General features: G+C 73.6%; 18 protein-coding genes and 2 pseudogenes. 17 read left to right on the forward strand and 3 right to left on the reverse strand.

Features of this window, described 5'->3' with window-relative positions; translation table 11 throughout:
• Positions 1-10 precede the first annotated feature (10 nt).
• The 13 genes and pseudogenes from KIT14_14730 to der all read left to right on the forward strand — a co-directional run bounded on the left by KIT14_14730 (position 11) and on the right by der (position 16,150).
• On the forward strand, positions 11-1,051 hold the full coding sequence (locus tag KIT14_14730; GenBank protein ID MCW5891784.1) for a hypothetical protein: 1,041 nt from the start codon (positions 11-13) through the stop codon (positions 1,049-1,051).
• Complete coding sequence (locus KIT14_14735) at positions 1,051-2,409, forward strand: phosphoglucosamine mutase (protein ID MCW5891785.1); 1,359 nt, start codon at positions 1,051-1,053, stop codon at positions 2,407-2,409. Before KIT14_14730 ends, KIT14_14735 begins: the two co-directional genes overlap by 1 nt.
• Entirely contained in the window at positions 2,406-3,950 is a 1,545-nt protein-coding gene (locus tag KIT14_14740; GenBank protein ID MCW5891786.1) for an NAD(P)H-hydrate dehydratase, read from the forward strand. Before KIT14_14735 ends, KIT14_14740 begins: the two co-directional genes overlap by 4 nt.
• Positions 3,943-4,419, forward strand: coding sequence for a tRNA (adenosine(37)-N6)-threonylcarbamoyltransferase complex ATPase subunit type 1 TsaE (gene tsaE, locus KIT14_14745; protein ID MCW5891787.1), 477 nt, complete (start codon positions 3,943-3,945; stop codon positions 4,417-4,419). Before KIT14_14740 ends, tsaE begins: the two co-directional genes overlap by 8 nt.
• Positions 4,420-4,434: 15 nt before the next feature.
• Positions 4,435-5,652, forward strand: coding sequence for an aspartate kinase (locus tag KIT14_14750; protein ID MCW5891788.1), 1,218 nt, complete (start codon positions 4,435-4,437; stop codon positions 5,650-5,652).
• Entirely contained in the window at positions 5,649-7,241 is a 1,593-nt protein-coding gene (cimA, locus tag KIT14_14755; protein ID MCW5891789.1) for a citramalate synthase, read from the forward strand. The genes KIT14_14750 and cimA overlap by 4 nt, the downstream gene beginning before the upstream one ends.
• A gap of 63 nt (positions 7,242-7,304) precedes the next feature.
• Positions 7,305-8,353 (forward strand): annotated as a pseudogene (locus KIT14_14760) (aminotransferase class V-fold PLP-dependent enzyme).
• 14 nt (positions 8,354-8,367) lie between these two features.
• A complete protein-coding gene (gene mnmA / locus KIT14_14765) occupies positions 8,368-9,411 on the forward strand; it encodes a tRNA 2-thiouridine(34) synthase MnmA (GenBank protein MCW5891790.1) in 1,044 nt (347 codons plus the stop codon).
• A complete protein-coding gene (mtaB, locus tag KIT14_14770) occupies positions 9,408-10,718 on the forward strand; it encodes a tRNA (N(6)-L-threonylcarbamoyladenosine(37)-C(2))-methylthiotransferase MtaB (protein MCW5891791.1) in 1,311 nt (436 codons plus the stop codon). Before mnmA ends, mtaB begins: the two co-directional genes overlap by 4 nt.
• A complete protein-coding gene (gene rnc, locus KIT14_14775) occupies positions 10,715-11,404 on the forward strand; it encodes a ribonuclease III (GenBank protein MCW5891792.1) in 690 nt (229 codons plus the stop codon). Before mtaB ends, rnc begins: the two co-directional genes overlap by 4 nt.
• The gene (locus KIT14_14780) at positions 11,401-13,563 is read left to right on the forward strand and encodes a S8/S53 family peptidase (protein ID MCW5891793.1); all 2,163 of its coding nucleotides are present in this window, start codon (positions 11,401-11,403) and stop codon (positions 13,561-13,563) included. Before rnc ends, KIT14_14780 begins: the two co-directional genes overlap by 4 nt.
• Positions 13,560-14,447 (forward strand): GTPase Era, encoded by an 888-nt coding sequence (gene era, locus KIT14_14785; protein ID MCW5891794.1) that lies wholly within the window; start codon positions 13,560-13,562, stop codon positions 14,445-14,447. Before KIT14_14780 ends, era begins: the two co-directional genes overlap by 4 nt.
• Positions 14,444-16,150 carry a ribosome biogenesis GTPase Der gene (gene der / locus KIT14_14790; GenBank protein ID MCW5891795.1) on the forward strand — a complete coding sequence of 569 codons (1,707 nt, stop codon included), beginning with the start codon at positions 14,444-14,446 and terminating at the stop codon, positions 16,148-16,150. Before era ends, der begins: the two co-directional genes overlap by 4 nt.
• Before the next feature lie 7 nt (positions 16,151-16,157).
• On the opposite strand, the gene KIT14_14795 is transcribed toward der, so the two are convergent.
• Together KIT14_14795 and KIT14_14800 are read right to left on the reverse strand one after the other, a co-directional pair.
• Positions 16,158-16,358 (reverse strand): hypothetical protein, encoded by a 201-nt coding sequence (locus KIT14_14795; GenBank protein ID MCW5891796.1) that lies wholly within the window; start codon positions 16,356-16,358, stop codon positions 16,158-16,160.
• Positions 16,355-16,868 (reverse strand): annotated as a pseudogene (locus KIT14_14800) (gamma carbonic anhydrase family protein). The gene KIT14_14795 and the pseudogene KIT14_14800 overlap by 4 nt, the downstream one beginning before the upstream one ends.
• Before the next feature lie 126 nt (positions 16,869-16,994).
• Between KIT14_14800 and guaB the strand changes: the two are divergent.
• Together guaB and guaA are read left to right on the forward strand one after the other, a co-directional pair.
• Positions 16,995-18,476, forward strand: coding sequence for an IMP dehydrogenase (gene guaB, locus KIT14_14805; GenBank protein MCW5891797.1), 1,482 nt, complete (start codon positions 16,995-16,997; stop codon positions 18,474-18,476).
• Complete coding sequence (guaA, locus tag KIT14_14810) at positions 18,470-20,011, forward strand: glutamine-hydrolyzing GMP synthase (protein MCW5891798.1); 1,542 nt, start codon at positions 18,470-18,472, stop codon at positions 20,009-20,011. Before guaB ends, guaA begins: the two co-directional genes overlap by 7 nt.
• 27 nt (positions 20,012-20,038) lie before the next feature.
• Here the strand turns inward: guaA and KIT14_14815 are convergent, their stop codons facing one another.
• Positions 20,039-21,184: a DUF748 domain-containing protein gene (locus KIT14_14815; GenBank protein MCW5891799.1), complete on the reverse strand. Its 1,146-nt coding sequence runs from the start codon at positions 21,182-21,184 to the stop codon at positions 20,039-20,041.
• A gap of 152 nt (positions 21,185-21,336) precedes the next feature.
• Here KIT14_14815 and dnaE point away from each other — a divergent pair, with 152 nt between their 5' ends.
• A complete protein-coding gene (gene dnaE / locus KIT14_14820) occupies positions 21,337-24,843 on the forward strand; it encodes a DNA polymerase III subunit alpha (GenBank protein ID MCW5891800.1) in 3,507 nt (1,168 codons plus the stop codon).
• The gene (gene hflX / locus KIT14_14825; protein MCW5891801.1) at positions 24,840-26,117 is read left to right on the forward strand and encodes a GTPase HflX; all 1,278 of its coding nucleotides are present in this window, start codon (positions 24,840-24,842) and stop codon (positions 26,115-26,117) included. The genes dnaE and hflX overlap by 4 nt, the downstream gene beginning before the upstream one ends.
• Positions 26,118-26,119 lie beyond the last annotated feature (2 nt).

A 26,119-nucleotide genomic window follows, 5' to 3' on the forward strand; every position in this document is an offset into this window, starting at 1 on the left:
GCGGACCGCGATGAGGCTGCCCGATCTCCGACTGCGGCGCCGGCCGCGCCGCGACGGCGGCGACGAGCCGGGCGGGTGGCAGCTGCCGGAGTGGCTGCGGCCGCGGCTGCCGCGCCCGGGTCAGCTGCGGGCCTCGTTGCGCCACAACAGCGGACTCAAGCTGATCTCGCTGATCCTCGCCTGCTTCCTCTGGTACTCGATCAACGCGCTCGAGCGCGACGCCGAGCGCAGCATCGAGGTGCCGGTGTCGATCCGCCGCACGCCGCCCGACCTCATCGTGACGACGCCGCCCACGAAGCCGGTCATGGTGACGCTGCGCGGGCCGCGGACCATCCTCGACGGCGTCGACGAGGGCAAGTCGCGGCTCGTCGTCGACCTGTCCGGTGCCGCCCCGGGCGAGGCTCGGGTCGAGCTCAACGAAGGCATGCTCCAGCCCGAGATGCCGCGCCGTCTGAAGGTGCTGCGCATGCAGCCCGCGCGGCTCAAGGTCCGCGTCGAGCCGCTGGCGAAAAAGCGCCTGCCCGTGCGGCTCAACCTGGCAGGCTCGCCGGCCCTCGGCTATAGGATCACCGGCTCGAGCATCACGCCCGACCACGTCGAAGTGAGCGGCCCGAGGAGCAAGGTGGACGGCCTGACCGAGATCGCCACCGAGTCGGTCAGCCTGCATGGGCTGGCGAAGCCGCTCGACCGGGGCGTGCCGCTCGAATGGGTCGCGGACTACGTATCGGTGGTGCCGGACCGGGTCCGCGTGCAGGTACAGTTCGAAGAGGAGATGGTCGTCCGCGAGTTCCGCAACGTACGGGTACACGTGCTGAACGCGGACGACGCCAAGATCAGCCGGGCCATGGTGGACATCGCGGTTTCGGCGCCGCAGCGCCTGCTGCACAACTTCAAGCTGAGCGGCCAGGTGGCGACGGTGGACGCCGCCGGGCTCGAGCCGGGCGTGCACCAGCTGCCGGTGCAGGTGAACATGCCGCCGGGATTCGACGTGACGGCGGTCGAGCCGCAGACGCTCGAGGTGACGCTGCCGCCGGCGTCGGGGGGACGTTGATGGGAGAGCGACGGTTGTTCGGAACGGACGGCGTGCGGGGCATCGCCAACGTCGAGCCCATGACCTCCGAGACCGCCCTGCGGCTGGGGCGGGCGCTGGCCTACGTCAGCAAGCGCTCGTCCCACCGCCACAAGATCCTGATCGGCAAGGACACGCGCCTCTCGGGCTACATGCTGGAGACGGCGATGGCGTCGGGCATCTGCTCGATGGGCGTCGACGTGCTCCTCGTCGGCCCGCTGCCGACGCCCGGGATCGCGTTCCTCACCCGCTCGCTGCGCGCCGACGCCGGCGTGGTGATCTCCGCGTCCCACAACCCCTTCCAGGACAACGGCATCAAGTTCTTCTCCTCGCAGGGGTTCAAGCTGCCCGACGACGTCGAGGAGGAGATCGAGCGGCTCGTCGGGTCCGACTCGATCGACGCGCTCCGGCCCACGGCGACCGAGATCGGCAAGGCGTTCCGCATCGACGACGCGACCGGCCGCTACAACGTCTTCGTGAAGAACGTCTTCCCGCGCCAGCGGACGCTCGAGGGCCTCGCCGTCGCCGTCGACTGCGGCAACGGCGCGGCCTACCGCATCGCCCCCGAGGTGCTGGCCGAGCTCGGGGCGCGCGTGGTACCGCTCGGCGTCGAGCCCGACGGGGAGAACATCAACCGCGACGGCGGCGCGCTCCACCCGGGCGCGCTCCAGGCGGCGGTGCGCGCGCACGGCTGCCAGGCCGGCATCGCCCTCGACGGCGACGCCGACCGCTGCATCCTCGTCGACGAGCAGGGCGACGTGGTCGACGGCGACGCGGTGATGGCGCTCCTGGCGACCCACCTGAAGGCGCGCGGCGAGCTGCGCCACGACACGCTGGTCGCGACGGTCATGAGCAACCTCGGGCTCCACGTCGCGATGCGCGAGCGGCAGATCCGCGTCGTGACGACCGCCGTGGGCGACCGCTACGTCGTCGAGGAGATGCTGAAGAGCGGCTACAATCTCGGCGGCGAGCAGTCGGGCCACGTCGTCTGCCTCGACCACAACACCACCGGCGACGGCCTGGTCACGGCGCTGACGGTCCTGGCGCTCATGCTCGAGACCGGCAAGCCGCTCTCCGAGCTGCGCCGGATCATGGAGCGCTTCCCGCAGGTGCTGATCAACCTGAAGGTGCGCAGCAAGCCCGACGTGGCGACGCTGCCGGCGGTGGCGACGGCCATCGCACAGGCGGAGCGCGAGCTCGGCGACCGCGGCCGCGTGCTGGTGCGCTACTCGGGCACCGAGTCGCTGCTGCGCGTGATGATCGAGGGCGAGCGCGAGCCGGCGATCCAGCGCATGGCCGAAGGCATCGCCGAGGCGGCGCGGGCGGCCATCGGCGCGTGACGCTGGTCACGGCGGCCGAGATGCGCGCGCTCGATCGCTTCGCGATCGAGCACGGCACGCCGGGACGGGTCCTCATGGAGCGGGCCGGCGCCGGCGCGGCGCGCGCGCTGCGGGCCCGCTTCGGCCGCGTGCGCGGGCCGGTGGTGATCGTCTGCGGCAAGGGCAACAACGGCGGCGACGGCTTCGTCGTCGCGCGCCACCTGAAGGCGGCGAAGCGGCCCGTCGATGTGTGGTTGGCGGGCCGCCGCGAGGACCTGCGCGGGGACGCGGCCTGGGCCGCCGGACGCTGGCGCGGGCCGGTGCAGCACCTCGCCGGCGACGGCGACGTCGCCCGGCTCGCGGTGCGCCTGGCGCGGGCCGGCGTGGTGGTCGACGCGCTCCTCGGAACCGGGCTCGACAAGCCGGTGACGGGGACCTTCGCCCGCGTCATCGAGGCCATCAACGCGAGCGGCCGCCCGGTGCTCGCGATCGACCTGCCCTCGGGGATGCACGCCGACACCGGGGCGCCGCTCGGGGTCGCGGTGCAGGCGACGGCCACGGTCACGTTCGCGTTCGCGAAGATCGGGCAGGTGACGTACCCGGGGCTCGCACGCTGCGGCCCGCTCGACGTGGTCGACATCGGCATTCCCGACGCCGCCCTCGCCGCGGTCGCCCCGCGTGCCCGTCTGCTCGACGACGCCGGCGTCGGCGCCCTCCTCGCGCCGCGGCGCCCGGACAGCCACAAGGGGACCTACGGCCACGTGCTCGTCGTCGCCGGCTCGCGCGGCAAGGGCGGGGCGGCGGTGCTGTGCTCCCATGCCGCCGGGCGCACGGGCGCCGGACTGACGACCCTGGCGCTGCCGGCGGCGCTCCAGCCGCAGCTCGAAGCCCGGGTCCCCGAGATCATGACCGCGGACCTGCCCGACGGGCCGGACGGCACCGCATCGGCAGGCGACGGCGGCGCCATCGACCGGCTGCTCGCCGGCCGCGCCGCGGTGGTCTGCGGGCCGGGGCTCGGGCAGAACCCGGGGGTGAAGGCGCTCGTGGCGCGCGTCCTCCAGGGCACGACCGCGCCCCTGGTGCTCGACGCCGACGGCCTCAACGCCGTCGACGCGGCGCTGCTGCGCCGCCGGAGCGCGCCGACGATCGTCACCCCGCACCCCGGCGAGATGTCGCGTCTCGTCGGCCTGCCCACGGCCGAGGTGCAGGCCGACCGTCCGGGGGTAGCGCGGCGGTTCGCGGCCGACACGGGCGTGGTCGTCGTGCTGAAGGGCGCGCGCACGCTGATCGCCGCTCCCGACGGCACGCTCGCCGTCTGTCCGACCGGCAACCCCGGCATGGCGACGGGCGGCATGGGCGACGTCCTCGCGGGGGTCACGGGCGGGCTCCTCGCCCAGGGCCTCGCGCCGCTCGACGCGGCCTGTCTGGCGGTGTACCTGCACGGCGCGGCGGCGGACGCGGTCGCGGCGCGTCGGGGACAGGTCGGCCTCCTGGCCGGGGACCTGCTCGACGAGCTGCCTCCCACGCTGGCGCGCCTGCAGCAGGCCGCCCGTCATGACTGACCACATCGTCGAGCTCACCACGAACGGTCCCGAGGAGACCGAAGCCCTCGGCCGCGCCCTCGGCCGCGCCGCCCGCGGCGGCGAGCTGCTCGGCATGACGGGCGAGCTCGGCGCCGGCAAGACCTGCCTCGTGCGCGGCCTCGCGGCCGGCCTCGGCGCCGACCCGGAGCTGGTCCACAGCCCCACGTTCACGACCGTCACCGAGTACCGCGGCGGGCGCCACGTGCTCCAGCACGTCGACTGCTACCGGATGGAGGGCGCCCTCGCAGATGCCACGTTCCTCCGCGAGGTGCTCTGGGGCGACGGCATCGCCGCGGTCGAGTGGATCGAGCGCCTCGGCCCCGACGTCGCCGGCGACGCGCTGCTGCTGACCCTCGGCTACGGCGGCGGCGACGTGCGCACGATTCGCTGCGAAGCCCGGGGCGCGCGCCATGCCCGTTGGCTCGCAGACTCGCTCCGGGACCGGTAAGGATACGCGGGACCCATGGCCCTCATCGTACAGAAGTACGGCGGCACCTCCGTCGCCGACCTGGATCGCATCCGCCACGTCGCCGGCCGCGTCGCCCGTACCCATGCCGCCGGCCATCGGGTCGCGGTGGTGGTGTCGGCGATGGCCGGCGAGACCAACAAGCTCGTGGCGCTCGCCAAGAACGCCGCGCGCATGCCCGACGAGCGCGAGACCGACGCGCTGCTCGCCACCGGCGAGCAGGTCACCGCGGCGCTGACCTCCATCGTGCTCCAGGGCATGGGCGTACCGGCGCGCTCGTTCATGGGCCACCAGGTGCGCATCACGACCGACAGCGCCTACGGCCGCGCACGCATCCAACGCATCGACGCCGACGCGCTGCGGAGCACGTTCGACGCCGGCGGCGTCGCCGTCGTCGCCGGCTTCCAGGGCGTCGACGACACCGGCAGCATCACCACGCTCGGCCGCGGCGGCTCCGACACCAGCGCGGTCGCGCTGGCGGCCGCCCTCGGCGCCGACGTCTGCGAGATCTACACCGACGTCGACGGCGTCTACACGAGCGATCCGCGCGTCGTCCCCGCGGCGAAGAAGCTGCACCGCATCTCCTTCGACGAGATGCTGGAGCTGGCGGGGCTCGGGGCGAAGGTGCTCCAGATTCGCTCGGTCGAGTTCGCGAAGCGCTACGGCGTCCCCGTCCACGTCCGCTCGTCGTTCGACGAGTCGGAGGGCACCTTTGTCGTCGAGGAGGAGCAGTCCATGGAAGAGGTCACCGTCACCGGGGTGGCCAGCGACACCAACCAGGCGAAGCTCACGATCGCGAAGGTTCCCGATCGTGTCGGCGTCGCCGCCCGGGTGTTCGGCGCCATCGCCCAGGCCAACATCGTCGTCGACATGATCATCCAGTCGGCGGCCGCGGACGGCTCGAACGACATCTCCTTCACCGTGCCGGAGACGGACTACGACAAGGCACGGCCGCTGGTCGAGCGGATCGCGAAGGAGGTCGGCGCCGAGGGCGTCACCGGCGAGCCCGACATCGCCAAGGTGTCGATCGTCGGCGTCGGCATGCGCACGCACGCCGGCATCGCGGCGCGCATGTTCGCGGTGCTGTCGGACGAGGGGATCAACATCCAGATGATCTCAACGTCCGAGATCAAGATCTCCGTCGTCGTGCAGTCGAAGTACACCGAGCTGGCGATGCGGGCGCTGCACAAGGAGTTCGTCGAGCGCGCCGCATGACCGCCGCTCCGCCCACCGTCCAGCTCTACGACACCACGCTGCGCGACGGCTGCCAGTCCGAGGACGTCAACTTCACCCTCGACGACAAGCTGCGCGTCGTCGAGCTGCTCGACGAGCTCGGTGTGGCGATCGTCGAGGGCGGCTGGCCGGGCTCGAACCCGCGCGACGAGGAGTTCTTCCGCGCGATGAAGACGCGCCGCCTGGAACAAGCGCGCATCGCCGCGTTCGGCGCCACGCGCCGCGCCGGCGTCACCGCCGATCGCGACCGCAACCTCGAGGCCTGCCTGCGCGCCGGCACGCCGGTGGTGACCCTCGTCGGCAAGACGTGGGACCTCCACGTCCGCGAGGACCTGCGCATCCCGCTCGAGGAGAACCTCGACGTCATCCGCGACTCGATCGGGTTCGTCGCGGCGCGCGTCGACGAGGCCATCTTCGACGCCGAGCACTTCTTCGACGGCTTCGCCGCGAACCGCGACTACGCTCTGGCGGCGATCGCCGCCGCGGCCGAGGCCGGTGCCGCCATCGTCTGCCTGTGCGACACGCGCGGCGGCTCGCTGCCGGCGCAGATCGCTGCCGCTGTCGACGCCGCGCGCGCCGCCGTGCCCGCGGTCCGTCTCGGCATCCACTGCCACAACGACTGCGAGCTGGCGGTCGCGAACTCGCTCGCCGCCGTCGAGCACGGCTGCGTCCAGGTGCAGGGCACCATGAACGGCTTCGGCGAGCGCTGCGGCAACGCCAACCTCTGCTCCGTCATCCCGGCGCTCCAGCTGAAGCAGGGCCGCCGCGTCGTCGGCGACGCGCAGCTGCGGCGACTCGCCGACGTGTCGCGGGTGGTCTACGAGCTCGCGAACCTCGAGCCGAACAAGCGCCAGGCGTTCGTCGGCCAGAGCGCCTTCGCGCACAAGGGCGGGCTGCACGTCGCCGCCGTGCAGAAGAACCGCGCGACCTACGAGCACATCGACCCGGCCGTGGTCGGCAACGCGCAGCGCGTACTGGTCTCGGACCTGGCCGGACGCTCGAACCTGCTCGCGAAGGCGCGCGAGTTCGGGCTCGACCTCGCCGACGACCAGCCCGCGGTGCAGCGCCTGCTCGGCGAGCTGAAGGAGCTCGAGGCGCGGGGCTACGCGTACGAGGGCGCCGACGCGTCGTTCGAGCTCTTGATGCGCAAGGCGCTCGAGGGCGGCCGCCGGCGCTTCTTCACGCTGATCGGCTTCCGCGTCATCGACGAGAAGCGGCACGAGGGCGAGCCGCCGATCGCCGAGGCGACGATCATGCTGAGGGGGCCGGACGGCCGCGTCGAGCACACCGCGGCCCAGGGCGAGGGCCCGGTGAACGCGCTCGACACCGCGCTGCGGAAGGCGCTGGCGAAGTTCTACCCCGAGGTCGATGCGGTTCGGCTGCACGACTACAAGGTGCGCGTGCTCGGCGGCGCCGAGGGCACCGACGCGCTCGTGCGCGTGCTGATCGAGTCCGGCGACGAGCACGCGCGCTGGGGCACGGTCGGCGTCTCGCACGACGTCATCGAGGCGAGCTGGCAGGCGCTCGTCGACAGCGTGGACTACAAGCTCCACCGGGCACGGCCGGAGTGAGGCGTGCGCATCTATCTCGACCACAACGCCGGCGCGCCGCTGCGGCCCGAGGCGCGCGACGCGATGCTCGCGGTGCTCGGCCCGGCGGCGAACCCGTCGGCCGCCCACCGCGAGGGGGCGCGCGCGCGTGCGCTCGTCGCCGACGCCCGTGCCGCCGTGGCGGCGCTCATCGGCGCCCGCCCAGGGGAGATCGTCTTCACCAGCGGCGCCACCGAGGCCAACAACCTGGCGCTCGCGGCGGCGCCGGACCGGCGGGTGATCACCACGGCCATCGAGCACGCCTCCGTGCTGGTCCCGGCCGAGGCGCGCGGGGCGCTCGCGGTGGGTGTCGACGGGCGCGGGCGCGTCGATGCCGGCGCGGTGATCGCGGCGGCGACCGGGGCACGCGCCGGGCTCGTCAGCGTCGGGCTGGCGAACGGCGAGATCGGCACGCTCGCCCCGGTGGCGGACATCAGCGCGGGGCTGCGCGGCAGCGGCACGCTCGTGCACACCGACGCCGCCCAGGCGGCGGGCCGCGTCCCGCTCGACGTGCACGCGCTCGGCGTCGATCTGCTCTCGCTCTCGGGGCACAAGCTCGGCGGGCCGGCCGGCGTCGGCGCGCTGTGGGTGCGCCCCGGCGTGACGCTCGAGCCGCTCGTGCGCGGCGGGCCGCAGGAGCGCGGCGGCGCGCCGGCACCGAGAACGTCGCCGGGCTGGCCGGCTTCGGCGCGGCCGCCCGCGCGGCGGCGGCCGAGCTCGAGGCGACCGCGTCCCGGCTCGCCGGGCTCACCGAGCGCCTGTGGGCCGGCCTGCGCACCGGCGTGCCCGAGCTGCGCCGCCACGGCGACGGAGCGCGGCTCCCGAACACGCTCAACGTGGGCGTGCCGGGCTGCGCGGGCGAGAGCCTGCTCGTCCTGCTCGATCTGGAGGGCGTCGCCGTCTCCCTGGGATCGGCCTGCGCCGCGGGCGCGCCGGAGCCGTCGCACGTCCTCGTGGCGCTCGGGCTCGACCGCGAGGCGGCCCGCGGCGGCCTGCGCTTCAGCCTCGGCCCCACGACGACGGCCGACGAGGTCGACACGGTCGTCGCCTGCTTCCCGCGGCTCGTCGCCCAGGTGCGGAGGCACGCGGCGTGAGGGTGGTCGTGGCCATGAGCGGCGGCGTCGACAGCGCGGTGGCGGCCGCCCGCTGCGTCGCCGACGGGCACGACGTCATCGGGCTCTCGCTGCGTCTCGCCCGCGGCGGCGACGGCGGCTGCTGCTCGCTCGACGACTTCGAGGACGCGCGCGCCGTGTGCGAGCGTCTCGGCGTGCCGCACTACGTGCTCGACTTCACCGACGCCTTCGAGGCCGCCGTGGTGCGGCCGTTCGTGGCCGAGTACCTGGCCGGCCGCACCCCCAACCCGTGCGCGCGCTGCAACCAGCACGTGAAGTTCGACCGCCTGTGGCAGCGGGCCCGCGAGCTCGGTGCGGACGCGCTCGCGACCGGCCACTACGCCCGCGTCGCGCTCGACCCGGCGACCGGCCGGCGCCGCCTGCGCATGGCGGTCGACGCCGGCAAGGATCAGACGTACTTCCTCTTCATGCTCGACCACGCGGCGCTCGGCCGCACGCTGTTCCCGGTCGGCGAGCTGACCAAGACCGAGGTGCGCGCCCAGGCGGCCGCCCTGGGGCTGCCCGTCGCCGACAAGCCGGAGAGCATGGAGGTGTGCTTCGTGCCCCGCGGCGACGCCGCGGCCTTCGTCGCCGCCCAGGCGCCGGCGTCGGCGCTGCGCCCCGGGCGCATCGTCGACGGCGACGGCACCCTGCTCGGCACCCACGCGGGCGTGCACCGCTTCACGGTGGGCCAGCGGCGCGGGCTCGGCGTCGCCGCCGGTGCCCCGCGTTACGTGCGGGCCCTCGACGCGGCCAGCGGGACGGTGACGGTCGGGACCGCGGGCGAGCTGGCGGCACCGGGGCTGGTCGCACGCGAGTGCACCTGGAGCGGCGGCGCACCCCCCGTGGGGACGCCACTCGCGGTGCGCATCCGCCATCGCCACCGGCCGTTGCCCGCGCGGCTCGAGGCCCTCGCCGGCGAGCGCGCCGCCGTCCGCTTCGAGACCGCCGGGCCCGCGGTGACGCCGGGGCAGGCGGCGGTCTTCTATCAGGGCGACGTCGTCCTCGGCGGCGGCTGGATCGCGGAGGCGCTGTCGTGAGCGGTCCGCGCGTCGCCATCGCCACCCTCGGGTGCAAGGTCAACGCCTACGACACGGCGACGATCGCCGACCGCCTGCGCGCCGCGGGCTGCACGATGGTCGACGCGGCGGCACCCGCCGACGTGTTCATCGTCAACTCGTGCACCGTGACCGACGTCGCCGACGCCGAAAGCCGCCGGCTGGCCCGGCGCGCGCGGCGCCGGAACCCCGACGCACGCGTGATCCTGACCGGCTGCTACGCGCAGACGAAGCCGCAGGAGGCCGCGCGCGAGCAGGCGATCGACCACGTGATCGGCCTCAATCGGCTCGACGCGCTGGTCGCGGCGGTGACGGCGGCGGTGCCGGCCGTCGCGCGCGTCGAGGTCGGCGACAGTCGGCGCGAGGCGCGCGTCGCCACCTTCGGCGCGCGCACCTTCAGCGGGCAGACGCGGGCGTTCCTCAAGGTGCAGGAGGGCTGCGACCTCTTCTGCACCTTCTGCATCGTGCCGATGGCGCGCGGGAAGAGCCGCAGCCTCGGCCCGCGCGAGATCCTGGCGGAGCTGGAGGGGCTCGCGGCGCGCGGCTTCGAGGAGGTCGTCCTGACGGGCGTCCACCTCGGGGGGTGGGGCGAGGATCTGTCGCCGCGCGTCGGGCTCGCCTGGCTGCTCGACGCGCTCGTCGAGCAGGGGCTGTTCCGGCGCATCCGGCTGTCGTCGATCGATCCGCACGAGGTCGACGAGGCGCTGGTGCGTCGCATGGCCGCGTCGCCGGCCATCTGCCCCCACTTGCACGTGCCGCTGCAGGCGGCCGACGACGGCGTGCTGGCGCGGATGCGCCGGCGCTACGACACGGCGCTGGCGGCCGAGCGGCTCGCGATGATCCGCGCGCTGCTCCCCGACGCGTCCATCGGTACGGATCTGATCGCGGGCTTCCCCGGCGAGGACGACGCCGCCTTCGAGCGCACGCTCGCGTTCGTCGCCGAGAGCCCGCTCACCTATGCGCACGTCTTCCCGTACTCCGTGCGCAGCGGAACGACCGCGGCGAAGCTGGACGGCCGAGTGCCGGCACCCGTCGTCACCGAGCGCGCGCGCCGGCTGCGTGCCCTGATGGACGAGAAGCGGACGGCGTTCGCGCGCCGCTTCGACGGCGCCGACGCCGAGGTCCTCGTCGAGACGACCCGCGATCCGCAGACGGGCACGCTGCGCGGCTACACACGCAACTACCTGCGGGCGCGGCTCGCGGGCCCGGACGGCTGGATGGGGCAGGTGGTGCCGGTGCGACTGCGGGTCACCGGCGGGGGACGGGTCGAGGCGACGGCGGCGGCATGACGGAGGAGCTGCGGGCGGCGCTCGAGCCCCTCCTACCGTATCGCTTCGTGCGTCCGGAGCACCTCGTGCTCGCGGTCACGCACCGCTCGCTCAGCCCCGAGCTGCCGAACAACGAGACGCTCGAGTTCCTGGGCGACGCCGTCCTCGGGCTCGCCATGTCCGACCTCCTCATGCGCCGCTTCCCCGATGCCCGCGAGGGCGACCTCTCGAAGCGCCGCGCCGCGCTCGTCAACGCCGGGGTGCTGGCGCGCAAGGCGCGCGCCATCGACCTCGGCCGCTGGCTGCGCCTCGGCAAGGGCGAGGAGAAGACCGGGGGGCGCGACAAGGAGTCGATCCTGGCGGCCGGTTACGAGGCCGTGCTCGGGGCGATCTACCTCGACGGCGGCTACGAGGCGGCGCGCGGGGTGGTCGAGGCGCAGTTCGGCGTCGAGGCCGCGGACGAGATGGCCGCGGGCCAGGAGGACTGGAAGACGCGTCTCCAGGAGCTCTGCCAGCGGCGCTGGCGGGAGACGCCGGTCTACGTGCTGGTCGAGGAGAGCGGCCCGGACCACGCGAAGCGCTTCGTGTCCGAGCTGGCCGTGCGCGGCGAGCTGCGCGGACGCGGCGTCGGTCACAGCAAGAAGGCGGCGGAGCAGGCCGCCGCGCGCGAGGCGCTCACGGCGCTCGCCGCGCTGGGGGAGACGTGAGCGCGCCCCGCGCCGCAGCGCTGGCGGTGCTGCTCGCCTTGGGCCTGGGGGCGCCGGCGACGGCCGTCGTGGGACCGAGCGTCCCGCGCGGGCTCGGAACCCTGCAGGCGCTCGGCGACGCGCCGGACGCACTGCCGCTGCCGCGCGTCCTCGTGCACCTCGGCGTCCGCGACCCGGCCGGCCTCGCGGCGGTCGTCGCCGCGCAGCAGGATCCGCGCTCGCCGACCTATCGCCGTTGGCTCGAGCCGGCCGAGATCGCCGATCGCTTCGGCGTGCCGGTGGCGGACTACGAGCGCGCCCGGCGCTGGTTCCGGACGCACGGCTTCGCGATCGTCGCCGACTCGCCGTTCCGCACCGGCTTCGCGATCGCCGGCACCGCCGGGCGGGCGCGCAGCGCGCTCAAGACCCGTCTCGCCCTCTACCGCATGCGCGGGCGCGTGCGCCGCGCCCCCGTGACGGAGCCGCGCGTCCCCGCCGCGCTCGGCGTGCGCGGCTTCTTCGGCCTCGACGATCTGCCGGCGATCCAGCCGCTGGCCCGACTCGGCGACGGCAGCCTCCGCCTCGCGCCCGCCGACTTCGCCACCGTCTACGACGTCGGTCCGCTCCACGCCGCCGGCCTGTCCGGCGCCGGCAGCAGCGTGGCCGTGGTCGCGCGCAGCGACTTCCAGGACGCCGACGTCGCCGCGTTCCGCACCCGCTTCCAGGCCGGCGCGCCGGCGCGCGTCGCCCGCATCCTGGCGGGCCGGCACAACCCGGGCATTCGCCCCGAGCGGGTCGAGCAGGTCGAGGTGACGCTCGACACCGAGTGGGCCGGTGCGCTCGCCCCCAACGCCAACGTCTTCGTCGTGCTCGGGTCGCCGGCCGGCGACATCCAGGAGGCGCTCGAGCGCACCGTCACGGAGCGCATCGGCGACGTGATCTCCATCAGCTTCGGGCTCTGCGAGCCGCTCGCGAATCGCGTCGGCGTCGAGGTCTTCGACGCTCTCTACGGCATCGCCGCGCTGCGCGGGCAGACGGTGGTGGTGGCGGCGGGCGACGCCGGGGCGACCGATTGCGCACCCGACCTGCCGGGCCGGGCGGCCGTCAGCGGCATGGCCTCGTCGCCCTACGTGATCGCCGTCGGCGGGACCGCCCTGCGGCCGGTGTTCGATCCCGCGGGCGACGCGGTCGCCTTCGGCGAGGAGACGGTGTGGAACGACGCGAGCGGCGCCGGCGGCGGCGGCGTCAGCGCGGTCTTCGCCCGGCCCACCTACCAGCTGCTCGCCGGCGCCTTCGCGGGACGCGCCTTGCCGGATCTCAGCCTGGCGGCGTCGCCGAGCACACCCGGCTACGTGATCGTGCAGGACGGCGCGTCCATCTCGATCGGCGGCACCAGCGCCGGGGCGCCGGCGTTGGCGAGCGTCCTCACGCTGGCGAACGAGCGCGCCGGCACGCAGGGGCTCGGCAACGTCGGGCCGACGCTGTACCGCATCGCGGCCGACGCCGCCGCCGGCCGCCGCCCGGCCGTCTTCCGCGACGTGGTTGCCGGCAGCAACGGCTATCCGGCGGGACCGGGGTTCGATCTCGCCTCCGGTTGGGGCTCTCCCTTGGCGAGCGCGCTCGTGGAAGCGCTCGCGACGACGGCGCCGGAGGTGTGCGACACGCCGCTCGCGTGCTTCGTGCCGGGGACGGGGGGCGCGCGCCGCAACTGCCTCGGCGGCTGGCTCGTCGAGCAGCCGAACCTGCGCCGCTCGCGACGCGGCATCCCGCTGCGACGGCAGACGTGTCGCGACGGCGATCCGTCGTGCGACGCCGACGGGCGCGCCGACGGCCGCTGCCTAGTGCGGGTCGCGATGTGCGCCAACGTCTTCGACGCGCGCGACCCGGCCCCAGACGGGCTGTCGCGCTGCACGACGCGGCCGCTGCGCCGCATCCGGCTGGTGACGCCGCGCACGCAGGCGGCCGGCGAGCGCGGGGCGGCGGCGGCGGAGCTGGCCGGCGCGCTGGCGGCGCTGCCGCTTCCCGACGACCGCGCCGGCGCCTGCACGGCGACAGTGCCGGTCGTGGTGCCGGTCGGCCGCGGCGGGCTGCGGCTGGTGGCACAGGTGCGCGCGCAGGGCGCGCGCACGCAGGCGACGCTGCGTCTCGTGTGCGAGGCGGCGGCGCAGGGAGACACATGACGCATCGGGCGGGATTCGTGGCCATCGCGGGGCGGCCGAACGTCGGTAAGTCGACGCTCCTGAACGCCCTCGTCGGCACCAAGGTGGCGATCGTGACGCCGAAGCCGCAGACCACGCGCAACCGCGTCGCCGGCATCCGCACGCTGCCGCAGGCGCAGGCGGTCTTCCTCGATACGCCCGGACTGCACGCGGCCCGCTCGCCGATCAACAAACGCATGGTCGAGGTGGCGCGGCAGACGCTCGCGGAGGCCGATGCGATCCTCTTCGTCGTCGACGCCACGGTCGGCCTCGGCCCGGGCGACCGCGAGCTCGCGACCGAGCTGGCCGCGGGGCCGCGCCCGGTGATCGTGGTCGCCAACAAGATCGACCGCGTCGCCAAGCCGAAGCTGCTGCCGCTGATGGCGTCGCTCGCGGCGGTGCTGCCCGGGCGCGACATCGTGCCGCTGAGCGCGCGCTCGGGCGACGGCGTCGCGCGCCTGCTGGAGATCGCCGTGCCGCTTTTGCCCGAAGGGCCGGCGCTCTATCCGGACGACGAGTTCACGCCCGAGACGCAACGCTTCCTCGTCCAGGAGCTGGTCCGCGAGCAGGTGTTCCTGGCGATGCACGAGGAGATCCCGTACGGGACGGCGGTCGTGGTGGAGCACTGGGAGGAGAAGCCCGAGAAGGAGCTCGTCGTCATCGACGCGACCATCCTCGTCGAGCGCGACACGCACAAGGGCATGATCGTCGGCGGCGGCGGCAGCCGCCTGAAGGACATCGGCACGCGCGCGCGGCACGAGATCGAGGCGCTCCTCGACCGCCGCGTGTTCCTCGAGCTGTTCGTGCGCGTGGAGCCCAACTGGTCGCGCAGCGGCCAGCGCCTGTCCGAGCTGGGGCTGCGATGAGCCGGGTCCAGGCCGTCGCCTCCGGTCTGCCCGTGGTGGCGATCGTCGGTCGTCCGAACGTCGGCAAGTCGACGCTGTTCAATCGCCTCGTGCGCGCCCGTCGCGCCATCGTCGACGACGCGCCGGGGGTGACGCGGGACCGCGTCGTGGCGGCGGCGGAGTGGGCCGGGCGTCGCTTCCTGTGCGTCGACACCGGCGGCTTCGAGGCCGACGCACCGCGCGACCCCGCGGCCCTCGACGCGCAGGTGCGCACGCAAGCGCTCGCGGCCGTCCTGGAGGCGGACTGCGTCGTCTGCGTGCTCGACGCGGTGGCGGGGCTCACACCCGGCGACCGCGACACGGTGCGGCTGCTCCAGCGGGCGGGGCGCCCGGTCCGCTTCGTGGCGAACAAGGTGGACGGTCCCGGGCGCGACGCCCTCGTCGCCGACTTCTACGCCGCCGGCATCGAGACGGTGTTCCCCGTCTCGGCCGCGCACGGGCGCGGCATCGACGAGCTGCTCGACGCGGTGGTCGGTGCGTTCCCGCCGTCCGTCTCGCCCACGCCGGCGGTGGGCGAGGGGACGCGGCTGGCGCTCATGGGGCGACCGAACGTCGGCAAGTCGTCGCTGCTGAACCGGCTCCTCGGCCAGGCGCGCGCCGTGGTGTCGCCGATCGCGGGCACCACGCGCGACGCGGTCGACACGCCGGTGAGCGTCGACGGGCGCCCGTACGTCCTCATCGACACCGCCGGCATCCGGCGCCGCGGCCGCGTCGACGATCCCCTCGAGCGCCACGGCGCGGTGCGCGCGCTCGGCACGTTCGAGCGCACGGACCTCGTGCTCCTCGTCCTCGACGCCACCGACGGCATGACCGATCAGGACGCGCGGCTCGCCGGCCGCGCCCTCGAGGCTGGGCGGGGGATCGTGCTGCTGGCGAACAAGTGGGACCTCCTGCCGCCGCCGGAGCGCAGCCGCGAGGCCTTCCGCAAGCACCTGGTCGCACTGCACCCCGCGTTCGCCTCGCTGCCGCTGCTTCCCGTGTCGGCCGTGAGCGGCGACGGGCTCGGGAAGCTGTGGACGCTCGTCCGCCAGGTCGAGGACGGCTATCGGGCCGTGGTCGGCACGCCGGTCCTGAACCGCGTGCTGCGTGCGGCGGTCGAGAGCGTGGCCCCGCCGAGCCCGGGCGGGCGGCCGCTGCGGCTGTTCTACGCCACGCAGACCTCGACGGCGCCGCCGGCAGTGACCGTGTTCGCGAGCGCCCCGGCCAAGGTGCCGGCCGCCTACGTGCGCTATCTCCAGGCACGGTTCGCCGAGGCGTTCGGCGTCGTCGGCGTGCCGCTCACGGTGACGTTGCGTGCACGGCGCGAGGAGCGGGCCACCGCGCCGCCCCGCGCGGGACGACGGCGCCCTGTAGCGGCGGTGCCGCGACGTGCGCACGCGGCGGGGCAGGGCGCCGCCGAGGGACCGGCGCCGGGCGCGACGAAGCCCCGCACCCGCGGCACGCCCCGGGAGCCGGGCAAGGAGGCGCGGAGCGGCCCGCGGCACGCACCCGGGAAAGGCCCCCGGGCGAAAGGCCCGAAGAGGAAGGGCCCGAAGCACGGCTCGACCAAGGCCTCCGCGAAGAGCCCGCGCACGCCCCGCGGCAGGAAGCCCGGCGGCGGACGCTCGTCCGCCTCGCGCGGCGGCGGCAAGGCGGGTGGCCGCACACGCGGCCGCGGTCGCTGATCCCGCCTCAGCCCGGGCGTGCGACGACGATGCGATAGCCGAGGTCGAGCGCCTCCCGCTCGCACAGGTCGGCGTAGCGCGCGTGCCAGCGCCCCGACGCGAGATCCGCGGCGAGCGCGTCGAGCCCGCGCGCGATGCGTGGGTCGGGGCGGCGCACCGGGCGGTAGCCGACGCCGAGCCGGTCGTAGAGCGCGGCGTCGCGACTCACGGCCGCGCCGCGCGGTACTCGCGCGCCAACGCGACGTAGTTGTCCGCCGCCGCCTGCATGGTGGCGAGCTCGGCGTCGCTCACGTCGCGCACGCGGCGCGCGGGGCTGCCGAGGATCAGCGAGCGCGACGGGAAGCGCGTGCCCGGCGTCACCAGCGCGCGCGCCGACGAGGCTCTCCGCGCCGATCTCGCAGCCGTCCATCACGACGGCGCCCATGCCCACGAGGCAGCCGTCCTCGACCACGCAGCCGTGGACGATGGCGCCGTGGCCGACGGTGACGCCGGCACCGACGATGGTCGGGAAGCGATCGCGCGTCACGTGGATCGTGCAGTTGTCCTGCACGTTGGTGCGCGCGCCGATGCGCACGTGATGGATGTCGGCGCGGATCACGGTGTGGAACCAGATGCTCGCGTCGGCACCGAGCGTGACGTCGCCGACGAGGACCGCGGTCTCATGCACGGTGCTCGTCGGATCGAGGTGGGGCGTGTGGCCGCGGAAGGGAACGATCACGCCTCGCCCCTAGCACCTCACGGCTGCGGATGGCACCGCGTCGCGCGCCGTCGGCGCGCCTTGCCCCACCGGAACCCGCCTGCTATCGGATCGCATGGCGCACCCGAACGGTCCCTGGAGGTCACGATGATGGACGTCGATCTCCGTGAGGGACTCACCTTCGAGGACGTGCTGCTGGTTCCGGCGTCGTCCGAGCTGCTGCCCCGCGACACCGACGTCAGCACCTGGATCACCCGCCGCGTGAAGCTGAACGTGCCGGTGATCTCGGCGGCGATGGACACCGTCACCGAGGCCCGCATGGCGATCGCGTTGGCGCAGGAGGGCGGCCTCGGCGTCGTCCACCGCAACCTGCCGATCGTGGAGCAGGCGCTCGAGGTCGAGAAGGTGAAGAAGTCCGAGAGCGGCATGATCGTCGACCCGGTGACGGTCAGCCCCGAGCAGCCGATCGCCCAGGCGCTCGAGATCATGCAGCGCTTCCACATCTCGGGCCTGCCGGTGACGCGCGAAGGAAAGCTCGTCGGCATCCTCACGAACCGCGACCTGCGCTTCGAGAAGCGGCTCGACCGCAGCGTCGGCGAGGTGATGACGCGCGAGCGGCTGGTGACGGCGCAGCCGGGCATCACCCTCGACGAGGCGAAGGAGATCCTCCACCGCTGGCGCATCGAGAAGCTGCCCGTGATCGACGAGCGCGGCACGCTGCGCGGCCTCATCACGGTGAAGGACATCGAGAAGGCCATCCGCTACCCGAGCGCAGCGAAGGACGAGCTCGGACGCCTGCGGGTCGGCGCCGCCATCGGCACCGGGCCGGATCGCGAGGAGCGCGCCGACGCGCTCGTGCGCGCCGGCGCCGACGTGCTCGTCATCGACACCGCGCACGGGCACTCGCTCTCGGTGATCGAGACCGTGCGGGTCGTGAAGTCGGCCTTCCCCAACGTCGACCTCGTCGCCGGCAACGTCGCCACGGCCGAGGGCGCGCAGGCGCTGGTCGACGCCGGCGCCGACGGCATCAAGGTCGGCATGGGGCCGGCGTCGATCTGCACGACCCGCGTCGTCTCCGGCGTCGGCGTGCCGCAGCTGACGGCGATCGCCGATGCCTTCGGCCCGGCCGAGCGCGCCGGCATCCCGATCATCGCCGACGGCGGCATCAAGTACTCCGGCGACATCACGAAGGCGCTCGCCGCAGGCGCGCGCACGGTGATGATCGGCGGGCTCCTCGCCGGCACCGAGGAGAGCCCGGGCGAGACGATCCTGTATCAGGGCCGCACCTACAAGCTGTACCGCGGCATGGGCTCGCTCGAGGCGATGCGCGAGCGCGAGGGCAGCCGCAACCGCTACTTCCAGGACGAGGAGGGCAGCGCCGAGCTGGGCATGAAGCTCGTGCCCGAGGGCATCGAGGGCCGCGTCCCCTACAAGGGCGCCGTGTCCTTCATCATCGCGCAGCTCGTCGGCGGCCTGCGCGCCGGGATGGGCTACGTCGGCACGCGCACGCTGGAAGACCTGCGCGCCGACGCCCGCTTCATGAAGGTGTCGTCGGCCGGGCTTCGCGAGAGCCACGTGCACGACGTCTACATCACCAAGGAAGCGCCGAACTACCGGCTCGAATCGTGATCCTCGTCCTCGATTTCGGCTCGCAGTACACCCAGCTGATCGCACGTCGCATCCGCGAGCAGCACGTCTACTGCGAGATCCACCCGTTCGACGTCTCCCTCGACACGATCGAGAAGCTCGCGCCCGCGGGCATCGTGCTCTCCGGCGGCCCCGCCAGCGTCTACGACGAGGACGCGCCGATGCCGCGCCGGGAGGTGCTCGATCTGTGCCTCGGCGGCTCGCTGCCCGTGCTCGGCATCTGCTACGGCATGGGCGTCCTCAACCTGGCGCTCGGCGGGCAGGTGGAGCGCTCGACGCACAAGGAGTTCGGTCCCGCCGACGTGCGCATCGTGCGCATGGACCCGCTGCTCTCGATCGGCGGGCGCGCGACCCGCGTGTGGATGAGCCACGGCGACAAGATGGTGCGTCTCGGCACCGACCTCGACACGCTCGCCGTCAGCGACAACTCGCCGCACGCGGCCTTCCGCCACCGCGACAAGCCGCTCTACGGGCTGCAGTTCCATCCCGAGGTCACCCACAGCGTCGACGGCCGCGAGATCCTGCGCAACTTCGTGCTCCGCGTCTGCGGCGCGCGACCCGACTGGACGATGGAGGGCTTCGTCGACGGCTGGGTGCCGCGCATCCAGCAGATGGTCGGCGAGCGGCGGGTGATCTGCGGCCTCTCGGGCGGCGTCGACTCGACGGTCGTCGCCGCGCTCGTCCATCGCGCCATCGGCGACCGGCTCACGTGCATCTTCGTCGACAACGGTCTGCTCCGCGCCGGCGAGGCAGACGACGTCGTCGCGACGTTTCGCGAGCACATGAGCCTCGACGTGCGCGCCGTCGACGCGGGCGCGCTCTTCCTGAGGAACCTCGCCGGCGTGGAAGACCCCGAGAAGAAGCGACGCATCATCGGCCTCACCTTCATCGAGGTCTTCGAGGAGGCGGCCAAGACCCTGCCCGACGCCGACTTCCTCGCCCAGGGTACGCTCTACCCGGACGTCATCGAGTCGGTGTCCGTGCGCGGGCCGTCGGCCACCATCAAGAGCCACCACAACGTCGGCGGGCTGCCCGAGCGCATGCGCATGGAGCTGCTCGAGCCGCTGCGCGAGCTGTTCAAAGACGAGGTGCGCGAGCTCGGCCGCGTCCTCGGCGTGCCGGAGGCGATCGTCGGCCGCCAGCCGTTCCCTGGCCCCGGCCTGGCGATCCGCATCATCGGCGCCGTCGACGAGGAGGGCCTGCGCATCGTGCGCGACGCCGACGCGGTGGTGCAGCAGGAGATCCGTCGCGCCGAGCTGTACGACACGCTGTGGCAGGCGTTCGCGCTCTTGATCCCGGTGCACACCGTCGGCGTCATGGGCGACGAGCGCACCTACGACCACGTCATCGCGGTCCGGGCCGTGCGCTCGACCGACGGCATGACCGCCGACTGGGCGCGCCTGCCGGACGACGTCCTCGCGCGCATGTCGAGCCGCATCATCAACGAGGTGCGGGGCGTCAATCGCGTCGTCTACGACATCTCGTCGAAGCCGCCGGCGACGATCGAGTGGGAGTGAGCCGTAGCGGCGCGACCGCGCCCCGGCTCAGCGCTCGCGGCTGAAGAGCCGCTCGATCGCGCGGGCCGTGCCGCGGGCCGTCGCTTCCAGCCCGGTCGCGCCCGCCGTGCCGAGCGCGCCGGCCCCCTCTGCGACGCCGACCGGGGCGGCTCCGAGAACGGCGCCGAGCGCGGCGGCGACCTCGCTCCCCGGGCGGTCGGAGATCACGAGGCGCGGGGACTCGAGCGGCCCTTCGAGGACGAAGCGCACCCGCACCCGGCCACCGGCGCCGGTGACGGCGCGGAAGGCGGTGTCGCGGGGCAGGGCGAGCAGCCGCTGCATGAGGCCGTCGCGATCGCCGCCGAACGAGAGGCGCCGGATCGTCAGCCGACCCGGCGCGTCGATGATCCCGTCGCGGATGGTCGACTCCATGGACACGTCGACGATGCCGCCGCGGATCGGCGTCCGCTGGCGGCGCAGCCAGGGACGGAACGTCGCCAGGTCCACGCCGACCAGGACGGTCTTGAGATGCGCGGTGCCGGCGCCGAGCGCGACGGTGCCCTCGACGGTGAGCTCGCCGGGGGCCTTCGGCCCGCCCAGCTCGGCGTCGAGCCGCACGCGGCTGCGGCGGCCGAGGGCCGGCGTCTCGATGTCGGTGACGCGCCCCTCGACGGCGGTGAGCGCCGTGCGCTCGGGCGGCGTCGCGACGGTGGCGTCGAAGAGGTCGAAGGCGCCGGCGCGGAACGCGACGCGCTCGATCGTCACGCCGCGGCGCTCGGCGTCTTCGTTCGCCGCGGGTGCCGGACCCCGTCCGCGGCCGCGCGGCAGATCGATGCCGGGCAGCACCTCGAGGGGCTCGCCGGGACGGCGGCGCGCGGCGAGGTAGAACCCGTCGATCTCGACCGCGTCGATGACGAGGCGGCGTCCGAGGAGCGTCGTCAGCCGGGGGCGCAGCGTGATGCGGCGAACGCGCAGCGCGTCGGGTACCGGCCATCCGTCCGGCGCGGGCAGACGCAGGCCGGCCAGCTCGAGCGTCCGCCAGCCGACGTCGATGCGATCGACCGCGAGCCGGCCGCCGAGCCCCTCGCGCACGCGATCCTCGACGGCCTGCACCGCGAGGCGTGGACCCAGGGCGACGACAGCCGCCGCCACGAGGGCCGCACCGCCGAGCACGATACGGGTCCGCCGCGTCATCCGTCCTCCATCGCGAGCCTCCTCCGGAGGCGTGTCAGTAGCAAGCACGGCGCGACGGCGGCGGGGAGCGGTTGACCCGTGCGGCGAGCGCGCGCTACCGTGCTCCCCCCAGCAGGGGAGAACGGTTTTGGGAGGAGGGGCGTAGCGCGTCGATGTCGTTCGTCCACCTGCACCTGCACACGCAGTACTCGCTCCTCGACGGCGCGAACAAGATCAAGGAGCTGCTGCCCCGCGTGAAGGCCGCCGGCATGTCGGCGTGCGCCATCACCGACCACGGCAACATGTTCGGCGCCGTCCAGTTCCACGCCGAGGCGCGCAAGCACGGCGTCCTGCCGATCATCGGCTGCGAGCTCTACGTCGCGCCGAAGAGCCGCTTCGAGAAGGCCGGCCGCATCGACGACTACGAGGCCGGCGGCAACTACCACATGATCGTCCTCGCCACGAACCGCGAGGGCTACCGGAACCTGTGCCGCCTGGTCAGCGCCGGCTATCGCGAGGGCTTCCACTACAAGCCCCGGGTCGACAAGGATCTCATGCGGGAGCTGAACGGCGGGCTCATCGCGCTGTCCGGCTGTCTCCGCGGCGAGGTGGCGCACAACCTCATGGTCGGACAACCCGAGAAGGCGCGGAACGCGGCCGCGGAGCTCGCCGGCATCTTCGACGGGCGCTACTACATCGAGGTCCAGGACAACAAGCTCGACAAGCAGGAGTCGGTGAACGTCGAGCTAAAGGCCCTCGCCAAGCGCATGGGCCTGCCGATGGTCGGCACCAACGACTGCCACTACCTCCACGCCGCCGACTCGGCCGCGCACGAGGTGTTGCTGTGCATCCAGACCGGCAAGACGTTCTCGGACGAGCGCCGCTGGAAGTTCGAGACCGACCAGCTCTACGTGAAAACGCCGGACGAGATGGCGGCGGCCTTCGCCGACGTCCCCGAGGCCTGCGAGAACACCGCCAGGATCGCCGCGCTCTGCGACTTCGAGTTCAAGCAGCGCTGGCGCTTCCCGGTCTACGCCGTGCCGGAGGCGGAGACGCTCGAGACGGCGCTGCGGCGCGAGGCGCGTGCCGGGCTCGACGCGCGCCTCAACGCACGCCGCACGCTCGGCGCTCCGATCGACGAGAAGCCGTACGACGAGCGGCTCGCCTACGAGCTCGGCGTCATCGAGCAGATGGGCTTCGCCGGCTACTTCCTCATCGTCGCCGACTTCATCAACTGGGCGAAGGACCAGGGCATCCCGGTGGGGCCGGGACGCGGCTCGGCCGCCGGCAGCCTGGTCGCCTGGGCGCTGCGCATCACCGACCTCGACCCGATCGAGCACACGCTGCTGTTCGAGCGGTTCTTGAATCCCGAGCGCCGGTCGATGCCCGACATCGACGTCGACTTCTGCTTCGTCCGCCGTGACGAGGTGATCCGCTACGTGCGCGAGAAGTACGGCGAGGACCGCGTCGCGCAGATCATCACCTTCGGCACCCTCAAGGGGAAGCAGGCGATCAAGGACGTCGGCCGCGTCCTCGACTTCTCCTTCGCCGACACCGACCGCATCACGAAGCTCTATCCCGAGCCGAAGCAGGGCAAGGACTTCCCGCTCGCGAAGGCGCTCGAGATGGAGCCGCGTCTCGAGGCCCTGCGCACGCAGGGCGAGCGCGAGACGCGGCTCTTCGACCTGGCGCTGCGTCTCGAAGGGCTCCTGCGCAACGCGTCCAAGCACGCCGCCGGCATCGTCATCTCGCCGCGGCCGCTCACCGACGACCTGCCGCTGTGGGTCGACAAGGACGGCGCGGTCGTCACGCAGTACTCGTTCGGCGACGTCGAGGCGATCGGGCTGATCAAGTTCGACTTCCTCGGTCTCAAGAACCTGACCCTGATCGAGGCGATCCTGCGCCGCATCCGCGAAGGCCGCGGCGTCACGATCGACCTCGACCGCCTGCCGCTCGACGACGGGCCGACGTACAAGGTCCTCTCCGACGGCGACACCGTCGGCGTGTTCCAGGCCGAGTCGGGCGGCATGCGGCGCATGCTGATCCAGCTGCGGCCGTCGTGCTTCGCCGACGTCGTCGCGGCGCTGGCGCTCTACCGGCCGGGTCCGCTCGACAGCGGCATGGTCGATCAGTTCATCAAGCGCAAGCACGGCCAGGAGCCGATCCGCTACCTGCATCCGCTGCTGGAGCCGATCCTCCGCGATACGTACGGGGTCATCGTCTATCAGGAGCAGGTGATGCAGATCGCCCAGGCGCTGGGCGGTTACTCCCTCGGAGACGCCGACAATCTCCGCCGCGCCATGGGCAAGAAGAAGGCGGAGGAGATGGCCAAGGAGCGGCAGCGCTTCATGGCCGGCGTCGAGCAGACCCGGACGGCGGATCCCGACTTGGCCGGGCAGATCTTCGACCAGATGGAGACGTTCGCGGCCTACGGCTTCAACAAGAGCCACTCGGCTGCGTACGCCGTCATCACCTACCAGACCGCCTATCTGAAGGCGCACTACCCGACCGAGTTCATGGCCGGGCTCCTGTCGCTGGAAGCCGGCGACACCGACCTCACGTACAAGAACATCGCCGAGTGCCGGCAGCACGGCATCGCGATCCTGCCGCCGGACGTGAACGAGAGCGAATACGACTTCACGAGCCTCGGCGGCTCGATCCGCTTCGGCATGGGCGCCGTGAAGGGCGTCGGCTCGAAGGCGATCGACGCCATCATCGCCGCGCGCAAGGAGTCCGGGGCGTTCTCCACGCTGCACGAGTTCTGCCGGCGGGTGCACGGCCAGCAGGTGAACCGACGCGTGGTCGAGAGCCTCATCGCGTGCGGCGCCTTCGACTCCCTGCACCGCAACCGGGCGCAGCTGTGGAACGCCGTCGAGGACGTCATGCGCTGGGCCCAGGCCCGGGCCGAAGAGGCCGCCAGCCCGCAGTTCGGGCTCTTCGGCGGCGGCGGCGGACGCGCGCTCGACGAGACGCCGCCGCCGCTCCCGGACGCGCTCGCCTGGAAGGCCGACGAGGAGCTCCAGCACGAGCGGGAGACGCTCGGCTTCTTCATCACCGGGCACCCGCTCGACCGCTACGAGAAGGACCTGCGCAAGTTCACGAACGTCACCGTGTCGACGCTGCGCACGCGCGGCCACGATCTGCCGCCCGCGCACGCCGCGCGGCCGGGGCGCGACGCCCGGCCACGCGTGCGCATCGGCGGCGTCATCCATTCGCTGAAGCTGCGCAACTCGAAGAAGGGGCAGCGCTACGCGACCTTCCTGCTCGAGGACAAGGAGGGCGTCGTCGAGGTGATCGCCTGGCCGGACACGTACCAGAAGCACGAGAGCGTCATCCAGGCGGGCATTGCCGTGGTCGTCGCCGGCGGACTCGACCTCTCGGCCGACCGCTGCCAGATCATCGCCGACGAGCTCTCGGCGCTCGACGCCGCCCGCGCCGACGCCATCCGACAGATCCACGTCCGCGTCGCGCTCGAGGCCGTCGGACGCGAGGGGCTGGAGCAGCTGCGCGCCGTCCTCACCGCGCATCCGGGGCCGTGCGAGGCGTTCCTGCACCTCCAGCGCGGCGACGCGACCGAGACCACCCTCGCGCTGCCGGCGACCATCCGCGTCTCGGCGAGCACCGACGTCCTCGAGGCGGTGGAGCGCGTCGTCGGCGCGGGGACGACGACCTTCCGGTGACGGGGCGCCTGCATCAGACGGCACGCATCCGCGAACGGGGCATCCTGGTCGGCGCGGATCAGCCCGGCAGCCCGATCCCCGTGCGGGAGTCGCTGGCGGAGCTCGGGCGGCTCGCCGCGACCGCGGGGCTCGCGACGGTGGGCGAGATCGTCCAGGTCGTGAAGCGCCCGAGCCCGGCGACCTTCATCGGCGCCGGCAAGGTCGAGGAGGTGAAGGCGCTGGTCGCGGCGCAGGACGCCAACGTCGTCCTCTTCGACGATCCCCTGGCGCCCGCCCAGCAGCGCAACCTCGAGAAGGCGATCGGGGTGAAGATCGTCGACCGCAGCGCGCTCATCCTCGACATCTTCGCGATGCGGGCACGGAGCACCGAGGGCAAGCTCCAGGTCGAGCTGGCGCAGCTCCAGTACCTGATGCCGCGTCTGACGCGCGCCTGGACGCACCTCTCACGTCAAGCGGGCGGCGGTGTCGGCACGCGCGGGCCGGGCGAGACGCAGCTCGAAGTCGACCGGCGGCGCGTGCGTGAGCGCATCGCGCACCTGCGCCGGCGTCTCGAAGACGTCGAGCGCACCCGCAACGTGCAGCGGGAGGAACGGGGCGCGCTGCCGACGCCCACCGTCGCCCTCGTCGGCTACACGAACGCCGGCAAGTCGACGCTCATGAACGCGCTCACGAAGGCGGGCGTGCTGGTCGAGGACAAGCTGTTCGCGACGCTCGACCCGACCGTGCGCCGCCTGCGCCTGCCGGACGGCCAGACCGTGCTGCTCGCCGACACGGTGGGGTTCATCCACAAGCTGCCGCACCAGCTGGTCGAGGCCTTCAAGAGCACGCTCGAGCAGGTACGCAGCGCCGACCTCCTGGTGCACGTGGTCGACGCCTCGCATCCGGGATGGGCGGAGCAGCGGGTCGTGACCGAGCGCGTGCTGGGCGAGATCGGCGCCGGCGAGGTGCCCGTCGTGTTCGCGTTCAACAAGTGCGACGTGCAGGGGCTCGGGGCGCCGCCGACCGGCGCCCCGCCCGATGCGGTCTGCCTTTCGGCGCGGGCGGGGGAGGGGTTGCCGGCCCTGCTGCGGTCCATCGAGGAGCGTGTGTCGAGCGGCCTCGCACGCGTCCGGCGCACGATGCCCGCGGACCGCGGCGACCTGCTCGCCCTCCTGCGCCGCACCGGGCGCATCCTCGAAGAGTACTACCGCGACGGCGAGGTCACGGTGACGGCCCTCGTCCCGCCGCGCGTCGCCGGGCAGCTCGACCATGCGCTGCGGGTCGGTCGGGGCTGAGG

This window comes from bacterium, from assembly GCA_026129405.1.
GTDB lineage: Bacteria > Desulfobacterota > Binatia > DP-6 > DP-6 > JAHCID01.